Annotated in this window: 11 protein-coding genes; all 11 read left to right on the forward strand. The window is 53.1% G+C overall.

Annotation, left to right across the window (positions count from 1 at the left end; all coding sequences use genetic code 11):
* Positions 1–163: 163 nt before the first annotated feature.
* Positions 164–1,183 (forward strand): response regulator transcription factor, encoded by a 1,020-nt coding sequence (locus tag B1748_RS11425; RefSeq protein ID WP_087568027.1) that lies wholly within the window; start codon positions 164–166, stop codon positions 1,181–1,183.
* Positions 1,180–2,988: a sensor histidine kinase gene (locus tag B1748_RS11430; protein ID WP_087568028.1), complete on the forward strand. Its 1,809-nt coding sequence runs from the start codon at positions 1,180–1,182 to the stop codon at positions 2,986–2,988. The genes B1748_RS11425 and B1748_RS11430 overlap by 4 nt, the downstream gene beginning before the upstream one ends.
* A gap of 45 nt (positions 2,989–3,033) precedes the next feature.
* Positions 3,034–4,593, forward strand: coding sequence for an extracellular solute-binding protein (locus tag B1748_RS11435; RefSeq protein WP_256975625.1), 1,560 nt, complete (start codon positions 3,034–3,036; stop codon positions 4,591–4,593).
* Positions 4,594–4,631: 38 nt separating this feature from the next.
* Positions 4,632–7,025, forward strand: a complete 2,394-nt coding sequence (locus B1748_RS11440) for a glycosyl hydrolase family 95 catalytic domain-containing protein (protein ID WP_087568029.1) — start codon at positions 4,632–4,634, stop codon at positions 7,023–7,025.
* A 42-nt stretch (positions 7,026–7,067) separates the two neighbouring features.
* Positions 7,068–9,287 carry a glycosyl hydrolase family 95 catalytic domain-containing protein gene (locus tag B1748_RS11445; RefSeq protein WP_087568030.1) on the forward strand — a complete coding sequence of 740 codons (2,220 nt, stop codon included), beginning with the start codon at positions 7,068–7,070 and terminating at the stop codon, positions 9,285–9,287.
* Positions 9,284–10,321 (forward strand): glycoside hydrolase family protein, encoded by a 1,038-nt coding sequence (locus B1748_RS11450; RefSeq protein ID WP_087568031.1) that lies wholly within the window; start codon positions 9,284–9,286, stop codon positions 10,319–10,321. Before B1748_RS11445 ends, B1748_RS11450 begins: the two co-directional genes overlap by 4 nt.
* Positions 10,322–10,342: 21 nt before the next feature.
* Entirely contained in the window at positions 10,343–12,475 is a 2,133-nt protein-coding gene (locus B1748_RS11455; protein ID WP_218781626.1) for an alpha-L-fucosidase, read from the forward strand.
* Between the two features lie 243 nt (positions 12,476–12,718).
* Entirely contained in the window at positions 12,719–13,804 is a 1,086-nt protein-coding gene (locus B1748_RS11460) for an amidohydrolase family protein (RefSeq protein WP_087568032.1), read from the forward strand.
* A gap of 48 nt (positions 13,805–13,852) precedes the next feature.
* On the forward strand, positions 13,853–14,746 hold the full coding sequence (locus B1748_RS11465) for an ABC transporter permease (protein WP_087568093.1): 894 nt from the start codon (positions 13,853–13,855) through the stop codon (positions 14,744–14,746).
* Positions 14,746–15,621, forward strand: a complete 876-nt coding sequence (locus B1748_RS11470; protein ID WP_087568033.1) for a carbohydrate ABC transporter permease — start codon at positions 14,746–14,748, stop codon at positions 15,619–15,621. The genes B1748_RS11465 and B1748_RS11470 overlap by 1 nt, the downstream gene beginning before the upstream one ends.
* A gap of 17 nt (positions 15,622–15,638) precedes the next feature.
* Positions 15,639–16,034 (forward strand): Rieske (2Fe-2S) protein, encoded by a 396-nt coding sequence (locus tag B1748_RS11475; RefSeq protein WP_087568034.1) that lies wholly within the window; start codon positions 15,639–15,641, stop codon positions 16,032–16,034.
* Positions 16,035–16,056: the final 22 nt, after the last annotated feature.

A 16,056-nucleotide genomic window follows, 5' to 3' on the forward strand; every position in this document is an offset into this window, starting at 1 on the left:
GACATGTCAGCTTGAACGCCTTTTCCTGGAGACCGCTATCTCTTGCAAAATCGTAAAAAAACACAAGCGGTCGTAAGCTTATTCATTGCGATGCTATCGGGGCGGTAGTATGATTGGAGTACATTTCGAGCGATAGACATAGGAGCAAAGGAGCTGTTGGCGCATGCAAGTACTGATCGTTGACGACGAGCCTGTCATTCGGTACGGCTTATCGAAGATGGCCGAGACGTATTCTCCGGGCCAGATGAAGGTGCGTACAGCTGTAAACGGGATCGAGGCTTTGCGGTTAATCGGCGAAGCTGAGCCGGACATCGTCCTGACGGACATTCGCATGCCGAAGATGGACGGGCTGGAGCTTTGCAAAGCGATTCACGATGACTATCCCCGTATCCACATGGCTGTAATATCGGGCTACGGCGATTTCGAATATGCGCAAAAAAGCATGGCTTGGGGCGTAAAGCACTACCTGCTCAAGCCGGTGACGAAGTCGGACGTGCACGACGTTCTGGAGCGGCTGTTCAAACATTCGATGCGCGGTTACGTGTCGGTAACCCGCTATCTGCACTGGGTGGACCGCATCGAAGAATGCGTCTGGTCGCTTCAGGCCGAGCAGCTGGCGCAAATCATCGGGCAGTGGCAAGCGGAATGCCTTTCCGAGGATATACCGCTGGCCAGGATGAAGGAAATGCTCGGCGACTGTCTCGATCTTTTAATAGAGCGCTTACAGAGCAGGCACTACTCGCTTCGCCTCGACCGCATAGATATCCAGGGATGCCGCGCGGACGAAATGCTGATGTGTTTCGCGGGCCATCTGGAAAGCATTATGAACAAGCTGCATACGATGCGCAAAGGAAATTTTAAGGATCCGATGGAAGAAGCCAAAACTTATATCGACAGCAGACTTTCGCAAGACATAACGCTGGAAGAGGTTGCGTGCATGGTCGGACTTACTCCGAATTATTTCAGCGCGCTGTTTAAGAAATTGACCAATGAAACGTTTGTCCAATACCGGATACAGAAAAGGATGGAAAAAGCCAAGGAAATGCTTGCGATTCCTCATTACCGCATCTCCGACATCGCCTCGGAAGTCGGGTACGAGGATTATCCGCATTTTACGAAGACATTTAAGAAAATCGCCGGGATTACGCCCTCCGAGTATCGCAGCGAGCTAGGCGTCAAATGAAGCGATTTAATTTGTATCAAAAGCTGTATGTTTATTTTCTGATCGTCATTGTCGTGTCCTTGTCCAGCGTCGGATTATTTACTTATACAAAAGCCTCCAGGGAATTGGACCTGTTGATGCGGGATCAGATGGAGCAAATCGTAAACAATGCGGTGCATCATACGGATCTGTATCTAAAAACCTACGAACGCTCTATGGTATCGCTGTTGACGAACCGTTCCGTGAAAGAATTTATCGACTTGCCGTCGGAACGCGACGAATACGAATATTATCATTACCGTTCCCTGATCGAGGATATCGGCGTCGACCCGCTGTTTATCCGCAATCCGGAAATCGAGACCGTGTATATGATCAGCTTTGCCGGCAATGCCGTCTATTATTTCAATAACGTGCCGGATCAAGGCTTTGAGGCCGTCGAAGTGGCGGAGCATATGGATTATTTGAAGTCGCATACCGGCAGCGAGGGCGAACTAAGCATTTTGAGAAGCACCATCCTGAAAAATGGACAAGGCCAGATGTTAACGTTGACCAGACAGATCAGGGGGCTAAGCTCGCCGCAATCCGCAGGCATTTTGGCGATCGAGATTCGCGCGGCAGATTTGTCCGCCATGTGGCAGGGCATCGACCTTGGCAAGGACGGCTACTTCTTTATCATGGACGAGAACGGCCAGATCGTCTATCATCCCGATCAGACGCAGCTGGACAGACAGCTGGATCGCCAATTCAGCGCCAAAATCGCAGAAGCCGGCGAGGAGCTGTTCGAGCTGGACGCCGACGGGGAGAAACGCACCTATATGGTCCGGAAGTCGGATTATTCCGGCTGGAGTCTGGTTGTATCCAAGCCGACGAAGGAGATCGAGATGCCCGTCTCCAGCATTCGGACGACGACGCTGATTGTCGGTTTTTTTACTCTCGTGTTCGCGTTCGGGCTTGCGCTGCGGTTCGGAAAATCGATTACGAGACCGATACAAGCGTTAAAAATGGGCATGCGGGAAACGGAAAAGGGAAATTGGGCGACCATCCCCTTGCCCGACCACCGGGACGAAATCGTGGAGCTTATGGTCCGCTACAACTTGATGGTTAACCGGCTGTCCGATCTCGTTGAGCAAGTCTACCAGGCCGAGCTGAAAAACCAGGAGAGCCAGATGGAACGGCAGCGCGCCGAGTTCCAGTCGCTTCAACTGCAGATCAATCCCCATTTTCTGTACAATACGCTGGAGACGATCGTCTGTTATTCGTTTGTCCGCGATTCCGAGGATATCTCCGACATCGTGAAATCGCTTGCTTATATGCTTCGTTATTCCGTGCAGACGAATCTGGAGGAAATCACGGTCGCAAACGAATTGAAGCACGTGATGTATTTTATGGTCGTATTGCGTCATCGGATCGGACGTCCGTTTGAGCTGGACGTTGAGATTCAACCGGAATATTTGCTTCACAAAATGGTGCGTCTTACGTTGCAGCCGCTGGTCGAAAATGTATTTCAGCATGCCTTTCCCGATGGCATCGAGGATTTTCACTACATTCGGATCAACGCCTGGACGAAGGACGGCATGTTCTTGGTCAGCGTAAAGGACAACGGCGAGGGCATGTCCGCGGATCGCTTGCGCGAAATGCGTTTGAAGCTCGAAACCAATCGTCTGGCTGACGAGGGAGGACATGCGGCAGGAGATAAAGGCGGTATCGGGATGTTAAATGTTCACCGCCGGATTCAGATGGTTTTCGGCGAAGCGTACGGTCTTCGAATCGAGAGCGAGGCTGGGCGAGGGACGGAAATCCGCATGCTTATGCCCGCGTCTCAATGAAACGGCTGGTACCGTCGAACATGCATCAGGCTGGGAGGAAGAACGATGACGAACGCGCTGCGGCTGATCCTGCTGTATATCGGTATCGCGATGGCGGTATCCTCTTGCTCGGGAACGGGAAGCTATAACCGCGAAATCGATGAAGCGCCGGAACGGGCGCTCAGCTTCTCCATGTCCATCTCGTCGAGCAGCAACCAATACGCCGAGCGGTTGAAGGATATCAACGACGTGAAATGGATCAAGGAGCTGGAAAAACTGACGAAGACCGATCTGAAGATCCGCATGTTTCCGTTAAAGGATTTTCATGAGCGAATGTCGCTGATGTTTGCCTCCAACGATATTCCGGACGTCGTGCAAAATATCGGCGGCGCCACCACGACAGGAATGTCAGGATCGGTTGAGGCGGGCATCTTTATGCCGCTCGATGAGCTGCTAAAGGAGCATGCGCCAAATATTATGCGCGAAGTGCCCGAGGAAGCATGGGCGGAAACGAGCTACAACGGCCAAATATACGGCATCCCGTCCTGGCTGTCCATCCCGTCCAGGAGAGCGACATATATCCGCAGCGACTTGCTAAAGCGTACAGGTTTGCCTGCCCCCGAAACCGTCGAGGAGTTTCTGGACGTGCTCAGGGCGATGAAGCGGCTAGGCGTCGAATATCCGTATCAGATGCGCGAAAATTTTAAATATGCCGACACGATACTCGGCGCATTTGATGTGCTGCCTTCACAGTACGAAATCGTCGACGGCGAGGTTGTGCCCAAGTTTTTTGACGTTGAGCATATGACAGCCGCTCTCCAGACTTATAAGACGATGCTGGACGAGGAACTCATTCCGAAGGACTTTGCCACGATCACTCAGGGAGAGTACAGCAAGCGCATCGAGAGCGGTCAAGCAGGGATCTGGTCGGCCAACGCCAAGACGCTCAGCGATTCCCGCAACAAAATCAGCATGGCGGTTCCGGAAGCCGAAGTCGATATCATCCCGTCGCCCCGCGGACCCGAGCAATGGGGCGGTTACCTGCTTTACCCGAACGTTGCAAGCTCTTATTACATTAATCGCAAGATTTCCGCGGACAAGGCTGCCGATATCGTTCGTTTTTTTGATTGGATGCTGACGCCCGAAGCGGAAACCTATTTTTCATTCGGTATCGAAAACGATACCTATCGATACGAAGACGGCGAAATCCGCTTTACTATTCCCGAAACGGATGAGGAGATTGATCTGGATTCGTTCCGTACGGGCTTGTGGTTCGTTCATGACGGAATATACATGAAGCAGCGCGAGCAGTTGACCGAGAACGGCAGGGATATGCTGTTCGCGATGGACAACGTCGTGTCCCGGGAGGGGCTTGGCACGGTACGTTTTTTTCCGGCATTACATTCGTTCGCGAAATATCCCGATCTGGTGCCGCAATCCGACGATGTCGGCCCGAAGCTGATTATCGACCATATGATCCGCATGATTTACGGCGCCGAGCCGATCTCGGACTGGCCCAAGGTTATTGAGGAATACAAGGCGAAAGGCGGCAACGACATTTTGGAGGAAGCGACGCGCCGCTATCGCGAGAATAATGGCGTAAGCGTTACAGAAAACCTGAAGTGAAAGCGAAGCTTGTTTCGCGGGGAAAGGGGTCTATATCCATGTATTCGGCCAATCGCACGACCGATCATAAACATATATTAACGATGCGTTATCCCGCATCATGGTGGCGTTCCCAGTGGAGGGAAGCGATGCCGTCGGGCAACGGAAACATTGGCGCCTCGGTATACGGAGGGGTGTACGAAGAAACCGTGCTGCTTAATCATGAGCTGTTATGGCGCAAAGGCTCGACGCCGGAGCTGCCGGATATAAGCGCCATGCTGCCCGAGGTTCGCCGCCTGGTAAGCGGGGGAGAAGCGGAGACGGCCGAAGTCGTGTTGGCCGGAGGCTTGCGCGCGAGCGGGTATGAGCCAAAGATTGCTTCGCCTCTGCCGCTGGGCGATCTTAAGATCTTTATGCCGCAGCGGCAAGCGTTCCGCGATTACGAGCGAAGGCTGAACATGGCAACCGGGGAGATCGTTGTCGGATGGAAGGATGGCGGGACCGCTTACGAAAGAGCATTGTTCGTCTCTCGTACGGACGATGCCGTCGTTCTGGAAATTCGAAAGCAAGGCCCGCTTGCACTGGATGCCAGACTGGCCTTTCAGCTACATAACCCCGAGGATACCCGCAGGCCAGGCACGGCTTACATCCCTCAGGAGGTAGAAACAAAGAGAGATGGCGATTATTTGTATTATGCCGCTCGCAACAATGACGGCTCCGACTTCGGTGCCGTCGCCCGGATCTCGGCCAGGTCGGGGACAATGGGCGCCGGCGAACAAGACTGCGCGATCGAAGGCGCCGATTCGCTGCTGGCGATCATACGGCTGTTTCCGTCGGGGGAGAGGGAGCGCGAATGGGAACGTTTGACGCTCGGGCTTCGCGAGATGGATGACGATTACGGTTCCTTGCTCGCACGGCATGGGGCGGAGCACGGCCGATTGTTCCATGCTTCGTCCTTCGATTTGAAGGCAAAGGGACGCGAGCGCTCCAATGAGGAGCTGCTGATGGAGGCATACCGGGGCGAGACGCCGGATGCGCTTATGGAGAAGATGTGGGCATACGGGCGTTATTTGCTGATTTCCGCTTCGCGAGAGAAAGGGCAGCCGTGCCATCTGTATGGGTTATGGGCTGGCGATTACGATGCGTTATGGGCATTTCATATGGTCAATGAAAATTTGCAAATGATGTATTGGCAAGCGCTCTCCGGCAATATGCCGGATCAGATGCTGGCCGTGTTCGACTACATGGAGTCGCTGATGGACGACTTCCGAACGAATGCGCGCCGCTTATACGGTTGCCGCGGCATCTATATCCCCGCCCCGACGGCGCCGGATTCGGGCCTGCTCAAAAATATTCAGCCTCACATTATCCACTGGACCGGCGGCGCGGGCTGGATCAGCCAGTTGTATTATGACTATTACCTGCATACGGGCGATGCGGTCTTTTTACGCGACCGCGCGATTCCGTTCATGCGCGAGGCCGCATGGTTCTACAGGGATTTTTTTATCCTTGGCGAGGATGGGTTCTTTGTGAGCTCGCCTTCCAATTCGCCGGAGAATACGCCGGGGAACTATTGGAAGGGGCCTCGTCACTCGATGGGAACAACGATGAATGCAACCATGGATTTCGCGATCGCCAAGGAATTGTTAGGCAATTTGGCCGACGGCTTGCGCGCGATCGGAGACGGCGGGGAAGAAGAGCACCAGTGGAGGGCCATGTTGGAGCGGATTCCTCCTTATCAGATCAACGGGGACGGCGCCATACGCGAATGGATGCATCCCGACTTCGACGACAATTACCATCATCGCCATCAGTCGCATGCATATCCCGTCTTTCCGGGAATCGAAGTGACGCGGCAGAACGATCCGGAGTTGTTCGGCTCGTTCGTCCAGGCGATCCGGAAGCGGCTCGTTATTGGACTGAAGGAGCAGTCGGGCTGGTCGCTTGCCCATATGGCAAATAACTATGCGCGTATGGGAGAAGGGGATTTGGCATTGGAATGTCTGGATATCCTTGGCCGCTCCTGTGTCATGAACAATCTGATGACGCTCCATAACGACTGGCGGGGGATGGGCATCGGCGTGGACATGGACTGGACGCCCGTGCAGCTGGATGCCAATATGGGCTGGACGGCGGCGGTGCAAGAGATGCTGCTGTTCTCCGTGCCCGGCGAGCTGCATCTGCTCCCGGCGCTGCCGTCACGCTGGATCCGGGGTTCGGCGGGACCGTTACTGTCAAGAGGCGGAGTGCAATGCGAGCTTGACTGGGACCGGGGAGAACAAAGGCTGGACGTAACGCTGCGTGCTGGCGGCGGACCTCAGGTCGTCCAGCTTGTATTGCCGGACTTTGTGGCACGAATTCAGAATTTCGAATACCGGCCGGGACTTCCCGTGTCCGTTGAGCTGGATGAGAGGCCGCTGCGCTTGCACCTGGAGCTGCAGCCCCCGATATAGCCGATACAGCCACAGCAAGGAAATTAGACGAGGAGGAGAGCAATGGAAGCGAAAGTACGTAACGACCAGGACGAAATCATCATTCGGGAAGAGCAATGGAAGGACAGGACGGGCGTATTCCGGCGTCCTCCCGCCCGCATTCCAACGGATATGTGGACGGATGCGCCGCTGCTTGGCAACGGGGATGTCGGCGTGGCGATCGGGGGAGAAGCTTGTCAACAAACCTATTATATCGGCAAAAACGATTTTTGGACTCAGCCTCATCTTGGCGAAGGCGGGGAGCAGCGGGTCGACCGCCTGCTCCGGGACAAAGGCCGACGAACGGGCGCCCGTATCATTACGGTAGGACAGTTGTCGCTGCGGATGCCGGAGCTCGAGGATGCGTCGTATTTGCTGGAGCAGGATATTTTGAATGCCGAGACGCGGAGTTCGTTCCGGAACGATCGGGCGCATATTGAGATCTGTTCCTGGGTTTCCGCCGCCGCCAACGTACTGGTAACCGAGCTGTCATGCGAAGCCGGGGAGCTGGAGCTGTCGGCCAGACTCCATGCCGGCGAGAGCGGCACCGACGAGGTATTCCATTATGACAACGGGGTTGAAGCCGAAGCGGTATGGTTCCGGTACGCCGCCAATCCCGGCAGTCTGCCGGAGGTGCGCCGCGTTGCGGTCGCAAGCCGTGTCATCGGCGTCGATTCGCAAAGCAAATGGCTGTTTCAAAACGTGGAAGCCTCCTGCAAGCTCCGGGCGGGAGAACGGCTGGCCATCGTGACGGCGATCGTCAGCAACCTGGATGAGCCGGATTGCTTGCGAGGCGCTTTGGATCGATTGGGCGAGTATGCAGCGGAAGGTCTGGACGGACTGGAGCAACGAAAGCGGGAGCATCGGAGCTGGTGGAGAGAGTATTGGAGCGCATCTTCCGTCGAGATCGGCGATCCCGTACTCGAGAAATATTATTACGCTTCCTATTATATAATCGGCTCTTGCATGCGCCCGGACAAAACCCAGCCGGGGCTGTTCGGCAACTGGGTGACGACAGATCGGCCGAAATGGACCGGTTCTTATACGATGAACTACAATTACGAATCGCCTTACTTTGGTTTATATACCGGCAACCGGATCGACTTGGCATCGGGCTACGCCGGCCCTCTGCTGGCATTCTTGCCGCTTGGCAAACGTCTGGCCAGGGAGAAGCTGAACTGCCGCGGCATCTATATGCCGGTCGAGCTCGGACCGGACGGGATGATTTGCTCCATGATGTTTCATGGACAAAAATCCAATGCCTCGTTCGCGGCCGTCAATCTGCTCATGCATATCTACTATACTTACGATATGGACTATGCGCGAATGGTATATCCTTATCTGCTGGAAGTTGCGGATTTCTGGGAGGACTATCTGGTCCTGGAAGACGGACGCTACGTCATCTACGACGACGACATCCATGAAAGATCCCATGATCGGAAAAACCCGATTCTTTCGCTCGGTTTTGTGCGAATGGTGCTTGGGGCCATGATCGATTTGAGCACTGAGCTTGAAATGGACGAGGACAGACGGCCGAAGTGGCGACATATCCTGTCGCACTTGAGCGATTATCCGCTAATGGAACGCAACGGAAAATCGGTCTATCGGCTGACCGAAGAGGGGATGAGCTGGAACGACCGCAATTCTTTGGCGGTGCAGCATGTATTCCCCGCAGGGATGATCGGGCTCGACAGTTCGTCCGATGAGTTGAAGATTGCGCAAGACACGGTGGCCGAGATGCAGCGCTGGTCCGATTTCAACGCCTTCCCGACCTATTACGCGGCTGCCGCGCGGGTCGGCTATGATCCGGTCGAGCTTCTGAACCGTCTGAGAGCGGAATGCGAAAGTTATTCGCTACCGAACTTGTCGATACATCACGGAGGCGGAGGAATAGAGGATACGGCCGGCGTTCCCGCGTGCCTGCACGAAATGCTGTTGCAAAGCCATCAAGGCATTCTTCGTTTATTTCCGGCTTGGCCTCGGGACAGAGAGGCGAAATTCAAAAAGCTGAGAGCGTTTGGCGCGTTTGTCGTCAGCAGCGAATGGCAAAACGGAGAGGTGAGTTATATCCTCGTCGAAAGCGAACGGGGAAGACGGCTCAATCTGCTTAATCCATGGCCGGATCGGGGCGCCAAGGTCTATCGGGACGGGACGGATGAAGCAACGTTTGCCGGGGAACGACTCGAGCTTGAGACGAAGCCCGGTGAGCGGCTGCTGCTGATGCCGGGGTGGAGGGTCCTATGAAAACAACATCTCGCAGTCTTTATGACCGTCTGCTTCCGGCTCCGCGAGCCGGGGGCTTCCGCATGGAGGGGTATTGGGTATGGTGCGGCTCCGTTGTCCAAGGAGAGGACGGCCGCTTCCATATGTTTGCTTCCCGTTGGCCGAAGCATCTGCCGATGCATCCGGGCTGGCTGGTCCACTCCGAAGTCGTTCGGGCGGTGTCCGATACTCCGGAAGGGCCCTACGCCTTCCAAGAGGTGGTGCTGCCTGCCCGAGGAGCGGAATATTGGGATGGCCGAAGCACGCACAATCCGCATATCACGAAGCATGGAGATACTTACGTGCTTTATTATATGGGCTCCACTCATCCTCTTAACGACGTGACGGAGGGAGAGGAGCTGGGACTCGAAGATGCCCGCACGATCGTCGCCCGAGCCAACAAGCGGATCGGAATAGCTGTCTCCAAGAGCGTGTTTGGCCCATGGGTGAGAAAGGATGCCCCTATTATGCCGACCCGCCCGGGCTGCTTCGACAGCTTTCTCACTTCCAACCCGGCTCCGTGTCTGCACAGGGACGGATCCGTGCTGCTGATCTACAAAGCGCGGCGATATGAAGGGAACAAACATGGACAGATGACGTTCGGCGCGGCTCGGGCCGACAGTTTCGACAGTGTCTACCGCGTGATCAGCGAGAAGCCGCTGTTCCCGCCGGCCCGCTTCCACCTGGAGGACCCTTTTGTGTGGCATTCGGGCGACAGGTACGAGCTTATCGCCAAAGATATGGACGGCCATATATGCGGGGAGCGGCATGCCGGCATACATGCCTATTCCGAGGATGGTCTGAAGTGGCAAATGTCGGACACGCCCAAAGCGTATTCCAGAACGGTTGCATGGGATGACGGCTCGGTGTCGACGATGGGAAGCTTTGAGCGGCCGTTCATTTTATTCCAGGACGGGAAGCCGACGCACTTGTTTGCGGCGACGGCAGACGGAGATGGAGGATTTAGACGTGCTTCGCATACATGGAACATGGTGATTCCGATTGCTCCCGAATAAGTAATTGCAGGAGGTATTCGTATGAAGAAGTGCATGGAAACGCCGGCCGTTACGATCCGCCAAGCGGAATCATCGGTTGAATTCCATACGGGTGAATATGGTTTTCCCCAATTGCTTGAGCATGGACTATGCGAGGGGGAAGTTGATGCTATACAGGTTGCTCCAGGCTATCAGGCTATCGTGTATGCCGGAGAGCGTTTTACGGGCGATTCCAAGGTTATTACAGGAGGAAGCGCCCTGGAGACGTTCCGTCTCAAGCGAGCCTCGGCCTTCCCGTTCGGTTCAATCCGGGTCATAACGCCGGTCATCCCGGAGCCCGAAGTCCGTGATCGGGAGGCTATCCGGCAAGCGGTCGAGACATGGTGGCCCGAGTCCCTCGCCGGCAAGGAGAAGCGGATTGCCTGGTGGCGCGAGGCGAGTTTCGGCTGTTTTATTCATTGGGGAGTGTACTCTTTATCGGGCGGAAGGTGGAAAGGAGAGCCTTCGAAGGGGTATGCAGAGCATCTGATGAGAGCCCGGAAGATCAGTTTGGAGGAATACCGGCGCGAATTTATCGAGAAGTTTAATCCGGAAAGCTTCGATGCCGAAGCCTGGGTACAGCTTATAAAAGCCGCAGGCATGAAGTATGTGGTCATCACGGCCAAACATCATGACGGCTTTGCCATGTATCCTTCCGAGGCTTATCCGTTCGATATTCGCTTGACACCGTTCGCGCGCGATCCGCTGATGGAGCTTAGGGACGCCTGCAGGCGTCATGGCCTTGCCTTCGGTCTGTATTATTCCCATGCCTTCGATTGGGAGCATCCGGACGCGCCGGGCAATGACTGGGAGTATACCAATCCCGGCGGCGATTTAAAGCTGTACGAGGGACCAGGCAAGCTGTGGTTCAGCGAACATCCGGAGCTGCTGCCCCGGGTAGCGGACTATTATGTAGACCGGAAGGCGATCCCGCAAATTGTCGAGCTTATCCGCAAATATGGACCCGATCTTTTATGGTTCGATACCCCCCACAAGCTTCCTCTCTCGGAAAATTTAAGGATTTTGCGGGCGATCCGCCAGACGGACGACCGGGTGGTGGTAAACGGAAGGCTGGCTAACGGGTTTGGTTATGGCAGCTTTGCCGACTATGTCAATACGGCGGATCGGGCGCTTGATATTTTCCCTTGCCCGGGCGATTGGGAGACGATCCCGACGACCAACGAATCTTACGGCTACTCGGCCGATGACCACAGCCATAAGCCGGCAAGCGTCTTTATTCGGCTGCTGGCCAAGTCGGCGGCTCGCGGCGGAAATGTGCTGATGAATCTGGGGCCGATGGGCGATGGACGGATCGACGAGCGGGATATTCCGATTCTTCGGTCGCTCGGAAACTGGCTGGATGCCAACGGCGAAAGCATCTATGGCGCCGGACGGACGCCGCTTCCTGTACAAGGCTGGGGAGAGTCGACCCGAAAGGGCGGCATGCTGTATCTCCATGTCTTCAACTGGCCGGAGGACGGAAGTTTGGTGCTGGGAGGTCTGAGGAGCCATATCAGGAAAGCTTGGCTGTTGGCAGACCCTGAGCGCAAGCCCTTGCAGACCACGCGCTTGAACGCCTGCGACTGGCAGATCGATGTATCGGTACAGGCTCCTGATCCCGTCAATAGCGTGGTGGCCGTTGAAGTTGACGGCGAACCCGAGGTGAATCCCGCGCGACTCATCGGTCGGACCGAAGCAACGGTGCTGAAAGCATTTGATGCTGAAGTCAGTCAGGGAATCGGTTACGGCGACGGAAAAAAGGACAATGACTATATCCGGGATTGGAGCAGTATCCATCAACTGGTCAAGTGGAGAGTGCGGTTGGAACATCGAGGCATGTTCAAGCTGGTGATGGCGTATGGCTCACGGGGCGCGGTCTGTCTTGGCAGCTATGCGATTGCCTTGGGCGATCAACGTATCGAAGGCCGCATTGTCCCGTCGTCAACCGGCGAACGGCTGTTGGCCGAGCATGAGCTCGGCATAACGTCCGGCGAGCATGACTTGATGATTATGCCTGTCCGGATCGATGGGGATGAGCTGATGAGACTTTATTCGGTGACTTTGATCCCGCTGGCTGGCTGGGAGGATGGCGGAAACAAATTCGTCGAGATCGATGCGACGGATTTGGGGAATTAGAAGGTGAAAAAATTTATAATGCAAAGCAACAGCCCCCATCCTGGACTCCATGGTGGGGGCTGTTTGACGTTAGCGTACAGGATAACGAAGGAAAAAAATGATTATTGACAGTCATCTATTGAACATTTTCTCATGGAAATTGCTGCAACTGTGCCTAGGGCAGCAATCGTCACGAATTGATTATATCTGGAAATCGGCTCCTCCAATACGATAAGGGTATCAACCAAGCTTGGAGGTGATGGCATGGAAACATCAGCAAATCGTACCGAAAAGAAAAAAAACTTGCTCATCGATACGGATATTCACAACGGATTAAAATCCGAAGCCGATCTGTTGCCTTATTTGCCGAAGGTATGGCATGAGCAGTGGTTAGGACAGCGTACAGGACTAGGACAGCCTTATTATTCCCAGGTGGGAGTATTGCGCAGAGACGCGATTCCTGATGCAGGCGGAAGCTCGGGCAGCGATCCTCATTTTTTAGTCAAGGATCATTTGGATCGTTATCAATTCGATTATGGCATTTTAACAGGACAAAGCATTCTTGAGGTGTCTCTTCATCCCGATATCGATTATGGCAACGCTCTTGTAAGCGCCTACAATGATTACTTAATTCAGCATTGGTTACCGATTGATTCCAGATTAAAGGGAGCGATGTTGATCAATCATTCCGACCCTGTCTATTCCGCCAGGGAGATTGAACGAATTGGCGGTCATCCGGATATAGTCGAGGTCATTATGTGCAGTGCCGCTAACCGATTATATGGTCATCGTTTCTATCATCCTATTTACGAAGAGGCCGAACGTTATGGGCTCCCTGTTTCCTTCCACCCTGGAACAGAGGGACGCGGGTTGACGGGTGCAGCAACTCCATCGGGTTATCCATCGCGTTATATGGAGTGGCACAATATATTGCCAACCAATTATATGGCGCATGTCAACTCCATGGTTTGCGAAGGCGTATTTGAAAAATTTCCTGCGCTTAAGGTAGTCGCAATCGAGGGCGGCATCACCTGGCTGGCTCATCTCATGTGGAGAATGGACAAAAACTATAAGGCGTTACGCGATTCCACGCCTTGGCTGAAAAAGCTGCCTTCCGAATATATTCGCGAGCATTTATTTTTAACGACTCAGCCCATTGAAGAACCGGATCATCCCGATCATTTGATGCAGATCATTCAAATGTGCCGTGCTGAGAACAACATTATGTATTCCAGCGATTATCCGCATTGGGATTTCGATCATCCGAAATTAACCTTGCAGCGTTTTCCCAAGGAGCTAAGAGCGAAGATCCAGGGAGGGACAGCTGCAAAGCTATATCGCCTGGAATAATACTCAGGAGAAAGGAATCCTGCCGTGCAGAGACGATTTGTGAAAATCATGAAAGACATGCGACGTGATCATTTGCTGTACTATATGGCGATACCGGGAATCCTTTACTTTATTGTTTTTAAATATTTGCCCATGGGCGGAGTCGTCATTGCTTTTCAGGACTTTCATCCCTTCACTGGATTTCTAAACAGTCCATGGGTTGGTTTCAAGCATTTTGAGCGTTTGTTTACCGATTACGACTTTATAACGCTGATGCGCAACACATTGATGTTGTCCCTATTTCAGATTGTATTTGCTTTTCCCGCGCCGATTATTTTGGCCCTGATGCTGAATGAGCTGCGCAGAGAATGGTTCAAGCGATCAATCCAGACTCTTGTGTATATTCCACACTTTATGTCCTGGGTTGTCGTCGTAGCGATGTTTTTTGTTCTATTCGAATCCGAGCAAAGTGCCTTTCAGCTATTGCTTGAGCGGCTTGGTTTTGAGAAGTTTACGATTATGATGAGCTCGGATCTATTTAGACCGATGTATATTTTGCAGGTGATATGGCGCGAATCTGGGTGGGGCACCATTATTTATTTAGCCGCCTTGACAGCCGTAAGCCCCGAGCTATATGAAGCGGCGAAGATGGATGGAGCCAATCGTTTTCGTCAAATATGGCATATTACGCTGCCGGGTATACGCAGCACGATCGTTATTTTGTTCTTGCTTAAGTTAAGCGACATCTTGGAACTGAGCTTCGAGCATGTTTACGTGCTTATCAATTCCTTGAACCGGGATGTAGCCGAAGTTTTTGACACTTACGTCTACAGGGTGGGCTTGATTAACGGGCAGCTGAGCTACGCGACTTCAGTAGGTTTATTTAAAGGATTAGTCGGTTTGCTGCTTGTGCTCGTCGCCAATTGGCTGGCGAAGAAGCTCGGAGAGGAGGGGCTGTTTTAATGGTTGATAAATCGTTTTCCAGACATGTCTTTGACATCATTAACACGATTCTGCTTCTTCTCTTTGCCGCTGTAACCGTCCTTCCCTTTATTCATGTCATTGCCAGCTCCTTCGCTTCCGTGAAAGAGTATAATTCAAAGGACTTCTTGTTGATACCAACGGAGTTTTCGTTAAAAGCTTATGAATATATTTTTTCAACGAACGTTTTGCCGAAAAGTCTGGGGATCACCGTTTACATTACTGTCCTTGGAACGCTGATCTGTCTTGCTTTCACCGCGACATTAGCCTATCCGCTGTCCCGCAGACGTTTCCATTACAAAAGAGTGATCATGTTTCTAATCGTGTTTACGATGATTTTTCAAGGCGGCATGATACCGGACTATTTGGTCGTGAAGGAAATGGGATTGATGAACAGCTATTGGTCTCTTATGCTCCCGCGTGCCATCATTGCTTTTTATCTTATCATTCTAATTAACTTCTTCCGCAATATACCGGAGGAAATCGAAGAATCCGCAAAAATGGATGGTTGCGGAGATTGGACGATGCTGATCCGAATTATGATTCCATTGGCACTTCCGGCAATCGCGACTTTGGCGCTTTTTTATGCCGTGTTTCAATGGAATACGTACATGCATGCGATTCTGTATATCAATGAAACGGATAGATGGCCGATTCAGGTGCTGCTTCGTCAGATCGTTATGGTTTCGCAAGCGGGCTTTGTCGAGCAAGGCAGCGTGGAAGGAGAATCCTCGATACCGCCGGACACGGTCAAGATGGCTGTCATTACGGTCGCGACTGCGCCCATCTTGTGTGTATACCCGTTCTTGCAAAAGTATTTCGTCAAGGGAGCAATGGTTGGTTCAGTTAAAGGTTAATAACTGGGGGAAATAACATGCAGAAATACTTGGTTGCGACAAAGTCCGAAGTGCCCGAGGCGTCCTGCAAAATCGTCAAAGTGAAAAATGCCGAGTTCGGGATCTACAATATTAAAGGTAAGTTTTATGCGTGGAAAAATGCATGTCCGCATTTCGGCGCACCGGTATGCAAAGGACGTGTGACAAGCACGCGTCTTCCTTCCAATGTGTATGAATATAAGCTCGGCCGCGAAGGAGAGATTGTTCGTTGTCCATGGCATGGCTGGGAATTCGACTTAATTACGGGAGAGCATCTTGTGGATCCAAACACCAAACTGTTTCAAGGCAAGCTTTGCAGTGGCGATGCAACCCATGAAAATCTGGAAAAGGGGGTGCTGGAGGAGGAAGAGGATCGTTTATATTTAATTTTGTAACCACTTACTAAATGTTCCTAGT

Origin of the sequence: Paenibacillus sp. MY03 (assembly GCF_002165585.1) — a bacterium.
GTDB lineage: Bacteria > Bacillota > Bacilli > Paenibacillales > Paenibacillaceae > Pristimantibacillus > Pristimantibacillus agaridevorans.

Bases quoted from the DNA above. Each gene is read 5' to 3' on its own strand.
- B1748_RS11430 (WP_087568028.1), top strand. From the start codon at position 1,180: ATGAAGCGATTTAATTTGTATCAAAAGCTGTATGTTTATTTTCTGATC.
- B1748_RS11450 (WP_087568031.1), top strand. From the start codon at position 9,284: ATGAAAACAACATCTCGCAGTCTTTATGACCGTCTGCTTCCGGCTCCG.
- B1748_RS11465 (WP_087568093.1), top strand. From the start codon at position 13,853: ATGAAAGACATGCGACGTGATCATTTGCTGTACTATATGGCGATACCG.
- B1748_RS11440 (WP_087568029.1), top strand. From the start codon at position 4,632: ATGTATTCGGCCAATCGCACGACCGATCATAAACATATATTAACGATG.
- B1748_RS11445 (WP_087568030.1), top strand. From the start codon at position 7,068: ATGGAAGCGAAAGTACGTAACGACCAGGACGAAATCATCATTCGGGAA.
- B1748_RS11455 (WP_218781626.1), top strand. From the start codon at position 10,343: ATGAAGAAGTGCATGGAAACGCCGGCCGTTACGATCCGCCAAGCGGAA.
- B1748_RS11475 (WP_087568034.1), top strand. From the start codon at position 15,639: ATGCAGAAATACTTGGTTGCGACAAAGTCCGAAGTGCCCGAGGCGTCC.
- B1748_RS11470 (WP_087568033.1), top strand. From the start codon at position 14,746: ATGGTTGATAAATCGTTTTCCAGACATGTCTTTGACATCATTAACACG.
- B1748_RS11460 (WP_087568032.1), top strand. From the start codon at position 12,719: ATGGAAACATCAGCAAATCGTACCGAAAAGAAAAAAAACTTGCTCATC.
- B1748_RS11425 (WP_087568027.1), top strand. From the start codon at position 164: ATGCAAGTACTGATCGTTGACGACGAGCCTGTCATTCGGTACGGCTTA.
- B1748_RS11435 (WP_256975625.1), top strand. From the start codon at position 3,034: ATGACGAACGCGCTGCGGCTGATCCTGCTGTATATCGGTATCGCGATG.